This window comes from Amycolatopsis sp. NPDC049252 (assembly GCF_043197175.1).
Taxonomy (GTDB): domain Bacteria; phylum Actinomycetota; class Actinomycetes; order Mycobacteriales; family Pseudonocardiaceae; genus Amycolatopsis.
Genome location: NZ_JBICSQ010000033.1, coordinates 33,966 through 48,793 on the forward strand (window position 1 = coordinate 33,966; position 14,828 = coordinate 48,793).

The following is a 14,828-nucleotide window of genomic DNA, read 5'->3' on the forward strand; positions in this document are numbered from 1 at the left end:
CGCGCCCACCGATCACCGAGGACGAGCATGCCCGAGCCGACCCCGTCCGAGCCCCTGCCGGCGGAGCTGCGCGCGCTGGCCGCCGACGCCGAAGCGCTCGCGACCCGGACCGCGGAGGTGGCCGCCCGGCTGCGGACGGCACCCGACGGCCACCTGCAGCGCCTGGCCCGGCCCGTCGCGAAAGCCACCCACGACCTGAGCGACTACACCGAGGAAGTCGCCCGGACCGCCGAAAACCTGGCCCGGGTCCGGGCGTCCCGCGACCCCGGCCTGTGCGACGTTCCGTGGGGCGTCTGCCCGGCTCACGGAACGTCGGTGCGCGCGAGCGGGGACCGCGCCTGGTGCACTGCTCCCGGCTGCGCCCGCGAGTGGGACTACGACCGGCTCCACACGCCGTGCGGCGAGCCGGCGGTCGCGGTCGTCACCGACGAAGACGGCGCGACCGGCAAGATGTGCGCGGCCCACGCGCGCGACGCGGCCGACCGGCTGGCGGGCTGCACGGTGTCCTACCTGGAGCGGACCTCGAGCGGCTGACACCGGTCCGCTCGTCGCCGTCGCCGATCCGCCTCCCGCCGGGCCTCCTCCGGCTCCACCGGGTGCGCCAGGGCGCGCGGCCGGTCGCGTTCGGCCGACGTCAGCTGACGCGGCTCCCGGTCGATCACGCACAGCGTCCCGACCTTGTGCCCGGAAGGCGTGCTCACCGGCTGCCCGGCGCAGAACCGGATCGGTCACCATCGGATTGGCGGCGAATCGGGGATCAACCCGCGGGCGTTCCCGGTCGTCGAGCCCGACGCACGACTTGAACCACTGCCGGTCCAGCTCCACCAGGGAAACCAGCGCGATCGGCACGCCGAAGGTGTGCTGAGCCAGCCGGGCGATCCGCTCGAACCGCTCCTCGCTCGGAGGCGGAGATCTGCCTGTAAGCGACCGTTGTTCGAGAGGTCCTACGCGCACACTGCCGACCCGGACGGTGTACCGGCGCACTCGGACCGGTTCTGGAAAGCCGGGGCGGGCGGGGACCCGCCCGCCCCGGCTTGTTCACCGGGTCAGCGCCGGCAGGGGTTGCCCGCCGGGTGTGCCGTGGTGCCGTGCACGTCGGCCTGGGACTCCGCCAGCACGATCTTCGCCAGCGCGGTGTCCAGCGCGACCGCCTGCTGCTTCACGACGCCGTTGGAAACGGTCTGGCCGTTCAGCTTCAGCGAGCCGATGACCAGCGGGATGGTCAGCGGAGCCGAGCCGACCGTGACCGCGACGCCGTTGATCTTCAACGAGGCGACGTTCGAGCTGCCGGTCAGCTCCGGGGCGAGCCCGCCACTGGCCGGCTGGCAGGTCGCCGCCGCCTGGGACTGGATCACGCCGAGCTCGATCGTCAGCCCGACCGTGCTGATCACCGTCTTGTCGATCTTGGCCGACGCCTGCGCGTGGTCACCGGCCGCCGGAGCCGCGGACTGGTTGTCCGGGGTCAGGTCGGTCGAGGACGTCAGCGCGTGGGTCTGCACCTTGATCAGGCCCGCGTTCAGCGTCGCGTCGAGCACGGTCTGGCTGTCGTCGGCGCAGGGCAGGTTCTGCGGGTTCGCCACGGCGGCCGTGACGCCGAGGACGTTCGCGGCGGTGCCGGTGCAGGAGAAGGCGCCGTCCCGGTCGTCGTCGACGATCGTGCCGACCCCGGTCGGGTCGACCAGCCCGGCGCCGGCCGGGGCCGAGAGGTTCACGGTGAACGTCTCGTCCGGCTCGTCGACGGTGTCCGGGTTCACCAGGACCGTCACCGGCTTGGCCGTCTCACCCGGGGCGAAGGTGACGTCCCCGCTGGTGGCGGCGTAGTCGGCCGGGGCGGTGGCGGTGCCGTTCGCGGTGGCGTAGTGGACGGTCACGGGGGTCGGGCTGGTTCCGCCGAGCAGGGACACGGTGAAGGTGGCCGGGACCGGCGCGCCGCCGGACCCTTCGGTCACCGTGACGTCGTTGACGGCCAAGCCGAGCACGCGCACGGTGGTCGTCTCGACGAAGCCGCGGGACACGCCGTCGACGAGGTAGTCGACCGAGCAGTGGTAGGTGCCCGGGGCGGCGCCGGCCGCGGCGGCGATCGTCTCGGTGAACGTCGCGACGTCACCGCTGGCCACCTTGACGCTCGCCGGGGCGTTGGTGAGCGTCAGCTGCGGGTCGCAGCTGGTGACGTGCGGGGTCACCGTCACCTCGATGGACTTGATGCCGTCGAGGATGGCCTGCGACACCTGGTTCGACGGGACGTTGTTCAGCAGCACGCCGCCGGTGGCCGAGGCGATGGCGCTCGCCTGGCCGGAGGCGTCGAGCGCGCCGACGTTGACCGCGACGACCCGGATGTTCGCCGCCTGCAGCGCGGCGATCGTGTCGGCCAGGGAGTGCCCGCCGCTGGGGTCGTGCGACGGCGCGTCACCGAACCACGCGATGATGCGGGTGCCGTCCGGGCGGAACGAGACGGCGCCGGTGGCCAGTTCGTAGAGGGCGTTGAGGTCGGCCTCGGGCGTGTCGCCCCCGCCGCCCGCGGCCCACTGGTTGATGCCGGCCTGGACCGCGCCGGTGTCGGCGGTGACGCCCTGGTTGACCTTGAACGGCACGGAGTCGCTGAAGTCCTTGTACTCCGCGACACCGAACTGGGCGGTCGGCTGCGCGGCGAGCACGTCCCCGGTGATGGCGTTGGCGTTGGCCCGGACGTTCGCGATCGCGCCGCCCATGCTGCCGGTGGTGTCGGCGAGCAGGACGAGGTCGGGGTTCGGCGGGACGGCGGAGGTGGTGACGTGCTTGGTGACGGTGGAGCTCTGCCCGGCGGCGAGCGTGAGGTCGACGGTGGCCGGGTCGACCCCGGGCGGCGCCGCGGCCGCCACCGCGGTCGGAGCCAGCAGAGCGCAGGTCGCGGTGAGTGCGACGAGGATTGATCTTCGTGACATGGCCTTCCCTTTCGCGCGCCGGCGGAAGCCGGTTTCGGTGCGGGTTGCCTGAGAAAGACGAAACGCGCGGGATTTTGTTAGCCGGTTCCGCGAACGTCACCCGGAGTGGCCGTGTCAAGGCGCTCAACGAGTTACCGGGAGGCGTGCCGGCCTACGCAGACCATGTCGAGAATGAGCCGAATGATCGGAAACCGCCGGAAGTGCGTCACACTTCAGAGCGACGTAAACGAGCATTTCGACACCTTGAGTATGGGCTGATCGGCGGCCGGGCCGTCGTTTCCGCCCCCCGATCCGGCCAATTTCCACCGGATGTCGTAACGCTGATCGTCCAGAATCATCTCCGGTCGTGCCTTCTCCTCGTTGCCGAAAAGCATGTTCGGAGATGTCGGTCACGAATGGTCGCGCGGGATACTCGACGGATCGATGCCCGGTTCCCGTCGTGGAGCCGGGCGGACGATCGCGTATCCCGTGTGGACGGACGTGCGCATCTTGTTCGGCGTAAGGGGCTGGTGGATGAGCGACGTTGACGGCCACGCCGAGGAGGCCGGCGCGCCTGCCATCGCGATCGTCGGGCTTGCGTGCCGGTTGCCCGGTGCCGGCGACGCCCGCCGGTACTGGCACAACCTGCGCACCGGGGTCGAAGGGATCAGCCGGTTCCGGCTGGACGACGTCATCGCCGCGGGTGTGCCGGTCGAGGTGGCCAGGCATCCCGACTACGTGCCCGTGCGCGGGTTGATCGAGCAGGGTGAGTGCTTCGACCACGCGTTCTTCGGCTACAGCCCGGCCGAGGCGGCCGGGATGGACCCGCAGCAGCGCGTGTTCCTGGAAGCGTGCTCCGCGGCTTTGGACGACGCGGGCATCGACCCGCAGCGGTTCGGCGGCTGGCTGGGTGTCTTCGCCGGGTCCGACCGGGTGAACCAGGACCTCGTGGATCCGGCGGACGAGGTGGCCGCGATGGTCGGCTACGAGAAGGACTTCCTGGCCACCCGGGTCGCCTACAAACTGGGGTTGCGCGGGCCCGCGATCACCGTGCAGACGGCGTGTTCCACGGCGCTGGTCGCGGTGCACCAGGCGGCCGCGAGCCTCACCAACCACGAGTGCGACGCGGCGCTCGCCGGTGGCGTCGCGTTGTGGTTGCCCCAGGCCAACGGCTACCTCTACCAGGAGGGCAGCGTCGTGTCGGCGGACGGCCACTGCCGCCCGTTCGACGCCGACGCCGGCGGCACCGTGTTCAGCAGCGGGGTCGGCGTGGTGGTACTGCGCAGGCTGGAGGACGCCCTCGCCGACGGCGACCGGATCATCGCGGTGCTGCGCGGCTCGGCCGTGAACAACGACGGCGGGCAGAAGATCGGCTACGTCGCCCCGTCCATCGCCGGGCAGCGCGAGGTGATCGGCTTCGCGCAGGCCGTCGCCGGGGTGGACCCGGCCGACATCCACTACGTCGAGGCGCACGGCACCGGCACGAAGGTGGGTGATCCGGTCGAGCTGGCGGCGCTCACGTCCGCGTTCCGCGAGTCCACCGACGGTGTCGGCTACTGCCGGCTGGGGTCGGCGAAGGGCAACATCGGGCACACCGGCGCCGCGGCGGGCGTGGCCGGGTTGATCAAGGCCGCACTGGTGCTGAAGAACCGGCAGCTGGTGCCCACCCTGCACTTCCGCAGGCCGAATCCCGAGCTGGAACTCGAGTCCAGCCCGTTCCGGATCGCGACCACGGTCGAGCCGTTGCCGGCCGACGGGCCGTTGCTCGCCGGGGTCAGTTCGTTCGGCATGGGCGGTACGAACGCGCACGCGATCCTGGAGTCGGCGCCGGTCCTGTCACGACGGACCGTGCAGCGCAAGCCACGCGTGTTCTGCCTGTCCGCGGCCACGCCGAAGGCGCTGGAGCGGCTGGGGTCCGACGTCGCCGGAGCACTGGCCGAGCCCGCCGAAGATGGCCAGACGGCCGAGGACGTGGCGTGGACCCTGGCCCACGGCCGGCGACGCTTCCCGCACCGGATCGCGGTGGTGGCGACCGATCGCGCGGAGGTGTCGGCCGCGCTGCGGGACGGTCCGCCGGCTCGCCGGGCCGGTGCGGGCGCTCAAGCCGCGTTCTTGTTTCCCGGGCAGGGCACGCTGCGGGCCGGGTTCGGGGCCGCGGCGCACCGGCTGCTCCCGACGTTCCGCGAGACCTTCGACGAGCTGGCCGACCTGGCCGGCGTGCGGTTCGGCGTGGACCTGGCCCAAGCCCTGCGACCCGACTGTGACACCGCGTGGTTGCGCGACACGGCCCACCAGCAGGTGGGGCTGTTCGCGATCGGCTACGCCCTGGCTCGGCAGTTCCTCCGGTTCGGCATCCAGCCCGCCGCCATGCTGGGACACAGCGTCGGCGAGTACGTGGCGGCGACGGTGTCCGGGCTGTGGCAGCCCTCGGACGCGCTCGGGTTGATCCACGAGCGCGGGCTGGCGATGCGGGACACCGAACCGGGGTTGATGCTGAGCACGGCCGCGCCCGCCGAGCACGTGCGGGACCTGCTCGACGCCCATCCCGACCTGTCCGTCGCGGTCGCGGGTCCCGTGCACACCGTGCTCGCCGGGCCGCCGCCGACCGTCGAGGTGGCGATGGCCGCGTTGCGCCGTTACGGGACGACCGACAGCAGGCTGCTGGACACGGACCGGGCTTTCCACTCGCCGCGGATCCGGCCTGCCGCGGGACGGCTGGGTCGAGCGGTCGCCGCGACGCCGCACGGGGTCCCCACCGTGCCGTTCCTGTCGAACCTGACCGGCGGCCTCGCCGAGCCGGCCCGGGTCGCCGACGCCGGTTACTGGGTGGACCAGCTGACCGGCACGGTTCGCCTCGCGGACTGCGTCGAGGCGCTGCTGGCCGGTCCGAGCCAGGTGTTCCTGGAGCTGGGGCCGGGCCAGACGATGACCCGCATGCTCCGCGCGCACCCGGCCTGGACGCCCGAACGGCTGGCCGTGCCGCTGGCCGGGCGCTCGGGCGATCCCGAGGAGGTCGGTGTGCTGTCCGCGCTGGCCCGCCTGTGGGAGCGGGGGTTCGAGGCCGGTGTCGACGGGTTGTTCGAGGACGGTCAAGCGCGCCGTACCGCGCTGCCGCCGCATCCGTTCGAGCCGGTCAGGTGCGAGCGGCCGATCGTGCGGGCGACGAGCCGGTCCGGGCTGCGGCACGACGCGGTGCTGACCGTCGGCGACGTGCCCGCCCCGGACATGGTGCGGTCGCTCGGCCAGGGGTCGGCGTGGTTCGGCGCGATTCGCCCGTCCGAAGTAGACAGTGCGGTCACGGCCGTGTCCCGGGACGGGGCGGTGTCCCCCGTCGTCGTGGCCGGACCCGGGGTCGCCGTGGGGGAAGCACTGGCGCGGGAGTGCGGCTCCGTCGGGATCCGGCTGGTGCTCGTCGGGGCGGCCGATCCGGTCGCGGTGGACGAGGCGCGGGCGGCCGCGCCCGACTTCGTGACCGTGCTGGATCTCGGCGGCGAAGCGCCGCCCGGCGAGGCGCCGGTGGGCGCCTGGGGCGGGTGGTACGCCTGGCGCGAGAACCGGTGGTGGCTGCTGGACGAGGCGCCCCGGCCCGCGGTCGAACAACGGGTCGAGGAAGAGGCGGTCGAGACGGACGATTTCGCCGCTCCACGCAGCGAAGCCGAGGTGGCGATCGCCGCCGTGTGGCGGGAACTGCTGGGTGTCGAGCGCATCGGGGTCCACGACGACTTCTTCGAGCTGGGCGGGCATTCGCTGCTGACGACGCGGCTCGCCGCCCGGCTGCGCGCGTTGTTCGACGCCGCTCTCCCCCTCGACCTGGTCCTGGACAACCCGACGGTGGCCGGGCTCGCGGCCGCCGTGGGCGGCGGTTCCGGAACAAGGGGTGCGACGCCGGCACCTCGACCGCATCCGGATGATCCGGTACCGCTCGCGCCCGGGCAGCGCCGGTTGTGGATCCTCGACCAGTTCGACCCGGCCGCCGCCTACTCCCTTCCGCTCGTCCTCAGGCTCACCGGGGAACTCGACGAGCGCGCACTCACCACGGCGTTGACCGAAATCGTGCGCAGGCACGAGGCCCTGCGCACGGTGCTGCCGCTCCGCGACGGTGAGCCGGTGCAGGTGGTCCTGCCCGCCGATCCGGTCGACCTGTCCATCGTGGACACCTCGGAGGCCGGGCTCGCGGGGATGCTGCGCGACGATCTGCGGCGGCCCTTCGACCTCGCGGCGGGCCCGCTGTTCCGGGCCACGTTGTTCCGCGTGGCGGCCACGACGCACGTGCTGGCCCTGTGCCAGCACCACATCATTTCCGACGGCTGGTCGCTGGACATCATCTGTGCCGAGCTGGCCACGCTCTACAACGCCTACCGTGCGGGCGAACCGTCGCCGCTGCCCGAGCCCGCGCTCCAGTACGCCGATTTCGCCGCGTACCACCGGGACACGACGGCCGATCTCGAGTACTGGCGCCACCGCCTGGCCGGATCGGTGGACCTCGACCTGCCCACCGATCACCCTCGACCCGCGCAGCAGAGCTACGCCGGGGCCGTTGTCGTCCGTGACCTCCCGCCGGACCTGTCCGATCGGGTGCGCCGGCTCGGGCTGGACCGTCAGGCGACGCTGTACATGACGTTGCTCGCCGCGTTGACGGCCTTGCTGCACCGCTACACCGGGCAGGAGGACATCTGCGTCGGCACTCCGGTGGCCGGCCGCGCCAGGGTCGAGCTGGAGCGGATCGTCGGGTTCTTCGTGAACACCCTGGTGCTGCGCACCGAACTGGACCCCGGCCTGTCCTTCGCGGCCTTGCTGGAGCGGGTGCGGGAGACGACGCGTGGCGCGCTGGCGCACCAGGAGTTCCCGTTCGACCGGCTGGTCGACCACCTGCGGCGGCCGCGCGATCCCAGCCGCAACCCCCTGTTCCAGGTGATGTTCAACCTGCTGGGCGGGGACGCGGTCGTGCCGATGGACGGGCTGCGCGTGGAGGGCCAGGACGTCGACATGGCGATGGCCCAGGTCGACCTCGCGCTCGACGTGTCCGACCGCGCGAGTGGGCTTTCGTGCCGGTTGGAGTACAACACGGACCTGTTCGACGCCTCGACGGCATGCCGCTTCCTCGCACACCTCGAAGCACTGCTGATGGCCTGCGTCGCCGCGCCGGACACCCCGATCGGCGAGCTCGAACTGCTGTCCGCGGCGGATCGGTCCCTGATCCTGACCGAGTGGAACAACACGGGGCTGGACGTTCCCGCCGGGACCGTCGTGGACGTGTTCGAGCGGCAGGCGCGACGCACCCCGGACGCCACCGCCCTGGTCGGCGTGGGCACGCGGTTGACCTTCGCGGAGTTGAACGCGCGAGCCAACCAGCTGGCCCGGCTCATACCCGCAGTGGGTCCCGAGGAACGGATCGCCGTCGCGCTGCCCCGGACGGCCGACATCGTGGTGTCGATCCTCGCGATCCTCAAGGCCGGTGCCGCGTACCTGCCGGTCGACCCGGATCTGCCGGACGACCGGATCGCGCACCTGCTCGCCGACGCCGAGCCGGCACTGGTGATCACGAACCTCGCCCTGGCCGGCGAGCTCGGCGACGTCCGGTGTGTCGTGCTGGACGATCCGGCGACCGCCGAACGCCTGAGCGGGACGGACGCGACCGATCCCGGTACGGCGATCGACCCGTCCCATGCCGCGTACCTCATCTACACGTCCGGCTCGACCGGCCTCCCCAAGGCGGTCGTCGTCGAGCACCGCAACCTGGTCAACCTGTTCGCCGAACACCGGCGGACCCTGTTCTCCCGCACGGCGGGGCCGATCAGGGTCGCCGTCACGGCGTCGTTCTCGTTCGACACGTCGTGGGACGAGGTGCTCTGGATGATCGCCGGGCACGAGCTGCACGTGATCGACGCGGACGTGCGAGCCGATCCGGATGCGCTGGTCGAGTACGTCGTGGCCCACGAGATCGATTTCCTCGACCTGACGCCGTCCTACGCCAAGCCGCTCATCGCGGCCGGGCTGCTCGACCCGGCCCGCCGTCCGCCGGCCATGGTCATGATCGGCGGCGAGGCGATCGACCAGCAGCTGTGGGACGAGTTCGCCGCCGCGCCGCGCACCGAGGCATACAACTACTACGGGCCGACGGAATGCACGGTCGACACGGTGTCCGCGCGGATCGTGGCCGGCCAGGCGGTCACCCTCGGCAGGCCCGTCGCCAACACCCGCGCCTACGTGCTCGGCCCCGGCCTCCGGCCGGTGCCGCCCGGCGTCGCCGGCGAGTTGTACCTGGCCGGGGCGAGCGTGGCGAGGGGCTACTTCCGCAGGCCCGAACTGACCGCGCAACGGTTCCTGCCGGACGCGTTCGGCCCGGAGGGTGACCGGATGTACGCGACCGGGGACCTGGTGCGCTGGCAGCCCAGCGGCACCCTCCAGTACCTCGGGCGTACCGACCGGCAGGTGAAGATCCGCGGGTTCCGCATCGAACTGGGTGAGATCGACGCGGTGCTGGCCGCGCACCCGGACGTCGCGGCGGCGGTGACCGTCGACCGGGAGGACCGGCCCGGTGATCCGCAGCTCGTCGGGTACGTGGTGGCCCGGCCGGGCGCGACGCTCGACGTGGCCGGCCTGCGCGCCGCCGCCGCGCGTTCGCTGCCTTCCTACATGGTGCCCGCCGCGATCAGCGTGATCGACCGGATTCCCCGCAACACCAGCGGAAAGCTGGATCGGCCGGCGTTGCCCGCGCCCGCGTACGGCTCGGTGACGCGCCGGGCGCCGCGCACGCCGGCCGAGCGCCTGCTCACCGACGTGTTCGCCGAGGTGCTCGAGGTCGAGGACGTCGGGGCCGACGACAACTTCTTCGAGCTGGGCGGGCATTCGCTGCTCGCCACCCGGTTGATCGCCCGGGTGCGGGCCGAGTTCGACGTGGCGATGACCGTGCGGACCCTCTTCGAGCTGCCCACGCCCGCCGGGCTGGCCTCGTGGTTGCACGCCCCCGGCAGCCCCGGCGGTGCCTTCGACACCGTCCTGCCGATCCGGGCGGAAGGGGCCGAAGAGCCGCTGTTCTGCCTGCCACCGCTGGCCGGGTTGAGCTGGTGTTACGCCGGGCTGCGCCGCTACCTTCCGGACCGGCCCGTCTACGGCCTCCAGGTGCGGGGCATCCGTGAGCCCGGCCGGCTGCCCACCACACTGGCCGAACTGGTGGACGACCACGTCGGCGAGATCCGGCGGGTGCGCCCGAGCGGGCCGTACCACCTGCTCGGCTGGTCGGCCGGTGGCAACCTGGCGCACGCGGTCGCCGTACGCCTGCGCGACCTCGGGGAAACCGTCGGCGCGCTGGTCCTGCTCGACTCGTACGTGGATCTCGGCGGAACGGCCGGGCGAGCGGAGATCGCCGACACGATCACCCAGGATCTCGGCGTCGACCTGGCGGACGTGGTCGACGCCGACGCCGAAACCCTGGTCGACGCGGCGCTGCAGGTGCAGCGGCTCGTGACGGCGACGCGCCCGAAGAGGTTCGACGGGCCCGTTCTCTACCTGACCGCGCAACGCGACCGGGAAACCGGTTCGTCCCCTGTGGACGATTGGCGGCCGCTGGCCGGAAGCCTCACGGAACTCCCGATCGACTGTCAGCACGGGGACATGATGCGCAAGGGGCCGCTTGCCGAGATCGGCCCGGTCGTCGACGCGGAGCTGAAACGTACCGCGAAGGACTAGGGGAAATCCGATGGTGTTCAGGAGCGCCTTGCGGCGCATGCGCGAGGACTTGGTCCCCGCGAAGGGCAACGAGCGCCGGTACGCACTGGCGATCTTCCTCGACTCGATCGGCGACGGGCTGTTCATCACCGGGACGACGGTGTTCGCGTTGCGCGTGGTCGGGCTGTCGCCGCAGCAGGTCGGCTTGGCCCTGTCCGCGGCGGGGATCGCGGGTTTCCTCGGCGCCAGCACACTGGGCCGGGTCGCCGACCGGTTCGGCCCGCGGCGCGTCATGATGGTGCTGTGCCTGGTGGACGCGCTCGCGCTGCTCTCCTACACGCTGGCCGGTTCGTTCGCGGCGTTCACCGTCGCGGCCTGCCTGGCGTCGGCCACCGGGTTCGGCAAGGGGCCGGCCAGCTCCGCCCTCGTCTCGACGATCACCACCGCGGAGCGCCGGATCCGGTTGCGGGCGCAGGTGCGTTCGCTCAGCAACCTCGGCTTCACCGTGGGTGCCGCCTTCGCCGGGATCGCGCTCGCGATCGACACGATGCCCGCGTACTACGCCCTGCCGATCGGCGACGCGGCGTGCGTGCTCTTGGAGCTGCTGGTGATCCGCGGGCTGCCGGAGATCAGGGCCGTCGTAGCGGCGACGGCCCGCCGGTCGTTCACGGCCCTGCGGAACGTGCCGTTCCTGCTGACCACGGCGCTCAACGCGATGCTGACCCTGCACACGACACTGGTCAACGTCGTGGTGCCGCTGTGGATCCTCGGGCCGATGGGCGCGCCCGCACCCCTGATCAGCGTGTTGCTGATGGTCAACACCGTGTTGGTCGTGGTGTTCCAGGTCCGGCTGAGCCGGGGATCCGAGTCGTTGGCCGGCAGCATCCGGCTCGCCCGGTGGGCGGCCGTGGTGCTGGTGGCCGGGTGTGTGATCGCCGGTCTGTCCAAGAACTTCCCCGTGGTCCCCGGTGTGCTGCTGATCGCCGTCTCGGTCGTGCTGCTGACCGTGGGCGAAATGGTGCAGTCCGGCGCGGCCTGGGGCTTGTTCTACGAACTCGCGCCGAAGCAGGCGCAGGGTGAGTACCTCGCCGGGCTGGAGATGAGCCTGGCCGCGCAGTCCATCCTCGGACCCGCGTTCGGCACGTGGCTGGTGCTCACGTTCGGCCTGTTCGGCTGGAGTGCGCTCGGCGGCCTGTTCCTGGGGGCCGCTGTCCTCATCGGACCGGCGGCGCGCTGGACCTCGCGCCGGCTGGCTCGCCTGTACCCGCCTGCCGTCCAGCCGGAGGAGCTGCCGGAGGCGGCCTGAGCCTACGACGCGAGCCGGTCGGCGGTGTCGACCTCGTCACGCAGGCCGAGCAGCTCCCAGCGTTGCAGGGCTAGGGGTACGTTGCCCTCCAGCCAGAGCCGGTCGTGGAACGCCATCAGGTCGAAGGCGCTCCCCTGCTCTCGCACGCAGTCGTTGAGCAACGCCAGGATCTGGAGCTTGCCGATCTGGTAGCTCAGGCCCTGACCGGGGTTGCCCGCGAAGAACGCGGCTTCGGCCAAGGCGGTGGCGCGGTCCATCGGGACCCGCTCGGCCAGCTGGTCCGCGGCCTGCGTGAGGGTGAGATCACCGACGGCGAGGCCGACGTCCACCTCGACCCGCAGCGCGCGCAGGCGCATCGCGTTGGCCACGAACAGGGCGCTGGTGGGTTCGTCGTCCAGCAACCCGGACTGGAGCATCAGCTCCTCGTTGTAGAACGCGACGCCCTCGTTGGGCGTGGAGTCGTAGTAGTGGCGGCGGATCGGGTCGGGATGCCGCCAGGACAACGCGAGCTGCTGCGCGTGCACGCCTTCGTGGATGATGCCGCAGCGGGGATCGCGGGCGTCGGCTAGAGGAAAGTACGGCAGGTCCGGGCCGGGATCGGTCACGTACCGCAGCGCGTCCTCGCCGGCCCGGCTCTGGCCTGACGCGTAGTGCGGGACGCCGAGCCACGTCAGTGGCGCCAGATAGTCCGGCATCGGCGCGAACCGGTACCTGCGCAGGCCGGTGGGCTGCCCGAGGATCCGTTCGTCGACGAGGAACCGGCGAACGGCCTGCTCGGCCGCGTCCTCGCGGGCGACGAGCGTGGGCAGGTCGGGCAGCTCCGGCGGCCGGCGGTGCCGGTACCGGTGGCGCAGCAGGGTTTCGGTGGCGACCGCCCGCTGCCACTCCTGCCGGCCCATGGCCAGCAACCGCGTCGCCGGATACGGCAGCAACGCGACCCGGTGCAGGAAGTAGCCGAACGCGCCGGGGCCGATCGGCACCGCGCCCCGGAACTCGTCACGGTGCCGCCGGAGCCAGTCGCGGTAGGCGACGAGGGCCGTCCTGGCCGTGCCGGTCGCCGCGGACAGCTCGGCGCGGCACCCCTCCGGCAGGTGCGGCGCCAGTGCGGCCATGGCGGTCACGACGTCCTGGTCCGCGTGCGCGAGGAGCCCCAGTGCGTGATCGGCGAACGACTCGACCGTCTCGCCGCCGAGGTTCGTCGTCGCCTGGCTCAGCGTCGACGGGATCCGGCGCAGCAGTGCCACGAGCGCGTGCGCGCGTTCGGTGTCGAACGGCGCCGGCGCGAGCACCAGGTTGTAGACCGGGACGAGGGCCTGGTCCACGTAGAAGCCGGGGTTGCGCTGCCAGCCGCGCAACAGGTCCAGTTCCCAGTGCGCGCGAGCCACTGCCGAACCGAGCAGGCGGTGGTCGACCTGGACCGGGATGTCCTCTGTGGACGCGTCGATCGCGCGCTGCCGTTCGGCGAATCCGGACAACGCCGCGCGTCGTGCCGCGATCGCGGCGGGTGACCAGTCGGGTGTCCAGCCGGGTGGCCGCTCGACCCTCGTGATGTCGTCGTAGGAGTCGGGCTGGGTCGCCAGCCGCCAGTCCCAGAACTCGTTCGCCAGCGTCGACAGTTCGGCACGGGCCGACATGGGCAGCATCACCTGTACTCCGCTCGGTTTTCCGGTACGGGCCCGGCGCCCACCAACGTCCGCCGCCGCGCGCTGGTCGTCGCCCAGCGCGCGGCCACCGGCAGGCCGAACCCGGCCAGCAGGAAGACGGCGCCCAGCACGAGCCAGCCGGCCGGACCCAGTGCGACGAGCAGGGTGGTCATGACGGCGGGCGCGAGCATCGTGGCCGCCAGCTGACCGGTCGAGAAAACGCCTTGGTATTCGCCGTGTGCCTCGTGGGGCGTGAGGCCGACCGAGAGGCCGACTCCGCTGCCGATGAACAGCAGTTCCCCGACGACGGCGATCACGCCTCCCGCGATCAGGACGACGTAGACCATCGGGCTCGATGCGTGGTAGCTGGTCGCGTAGACCAGGCACGAGCACGCGAGCGCCACCCCGGACCACACGCCGAGCCTGCTCGCCCCGGCCACGGTGGCGCCGGTCCTGGCGATCCGGCGCATCATCACCGCGAGGACGGCCGCGTTGCCCCCCATGAGCACGCCGATGACCCAGGGCTGGGCCTGGGTGTGGGTCGCAATCCACAACGGAACGCCGATGTCGAGCATGCCCCAGTTCAGCGCCAGGACGCCGTTCAGGATCGTGATCGTCAGGAACGGGCGGTCACGCAGCACCAGGACGGCGCGCTTCTCCCTGCGGTCCTTCAGCGAACTCACGTGCGGCAGCTTGATCAGCGACGCCGCGAAGAGGAGGTTGACGGTTCCGTAGGAGAGGATCAGCGCCACGTAACCGGCGTGGCTGTCGACCGACAGCACGACCGCGCCGATCACGGCACCGAGGACCATGCCGGCCTGGGCCATCGCGTTCGTCGCGGCGATCGACCTGATCCGGTCGGGGCCGCTCACCAGGCCGGCGACGAGGGCGGTGCGGATGCCGGGAACCGAACGCTCACAGGCGATCGTCACGCACGTCACCAGGATGATCACCCAGAACTGGTGGATGACACCGAAGGACAGCACGGCGACGCCCTGCACCACCGCGATCCAGGTGAGCACCTCGCGCGCGCCGAGCCGGTCCGCGAGATAGCCGAGCGGACCACCGATGATCATGCCCACGAGCCCGGCCAGCGTGACACCGAACCCGAACTGTGCCGTGGTCAGGCCGATCGATCGCGTGAAGAACAAGGCGTAGCAGGTGAACCAGGCGCCCTTGCCGATGCACAGGATCAGCGTGCCCACGACGATCGGAGCCGTCTGCTCCCCAGCTCTGCTCGAGGCCATCGGCGTCCAACTCTCCCGTAGCCAGTTGGTGGTCGAGCCTGTCACCGGTCGACGGCCGATGCGT

General features: G+C 71.9%; 6 protein-coding genes. 3 read left to right on the top strand and 3 right to left on the bottom strand.

Translation table 11 applies throughout. The features are described from left to right. The first annotated feature begins 27 nt into the window (after window positions 1-27). Window positions 28-534, top strand: a complete 507-nt coding sequence (locus ACGFMK_RS28460) for a hypothetical protein (RefSeq protein ID WP_392769374.1) — start codon at window positions 28-30, stop codon at window positions 532-534. Window positions 535-1,046: 512 nt separating this feature from the next. Here ACGFMK_RS28460 and ACGFMK_RS28465 read toward each other — a convergent pair. Further along, window positions 1,047-2,921, bottom strand: coding sequence for a Calx-beta domain-containing protein (locus ACGFMK_RS28465; protein ID WP_392769377.1), 1,875 nt, complete (start codon window positions 2,919-2,921; stop codon window positions 1,047-1,049). A 513-nt stretch (window positions 2,922-3,434) separates the two neighbouring features. Between ACGFMK_RS28465 and ACGFMK_RS28470 the strand changes: the two genes are divergently transcribed. Then, on the top strand, window positions 3,435-10,589 hold the full coding sequence (locus ACGFMK_RS28470) for an amino acid adenylation domain-containing protein (RefSeq protein ID WP_392769381.1): 7,155 nt from the start codon (window positions 3,435-3,437) through the stop codon (window positions 10,587-10,589). A gap of 37 nt (window positions 10,590-10,626) precedes the next feature. After that, window positions 10,627-11,874, top strand: coding sequence for an MFS transporter (locus ACGFMK_RS28475; protein WP_392769384.1), 1,248 nt, complete (start codon window positions 10,627-10,629; stop codon window positions 11,872-11,874). A gap of 2 nt (window positions 11,875-11,876) precedes the next feature. On the opposite strand, the gene ACGFMK_RS28480 is transcribed toward ACGFMK_RS28475, so the two are convergent. Both ACGFMK_RS28480 and ACGFMK_RS28485 read right to left on the bottom strand, forming a co-directional pair. Further along, entirely contained in the window at window positions 11,877-13,508 is a 1,632-nt protein-coding gene (locus ACGFMK_RS28480) for a DUF885 family protein (RefSeq protein ID WP_392769385.1), read from the bottom strand. 8 nt (window positions 13,509-13,516) lie between these two features. Continuing rightward, entirely contained in the window at window positions 13,517-14,764 is a 1,248-nt protein-coding gene (locus ACGFMK_RS28485; RefSeq protein ID WP_392769387.1) for an MFS transporter, read from the bottom strand. Window positions 14,765-14,828: the final 64 nt, after the last annotated feature.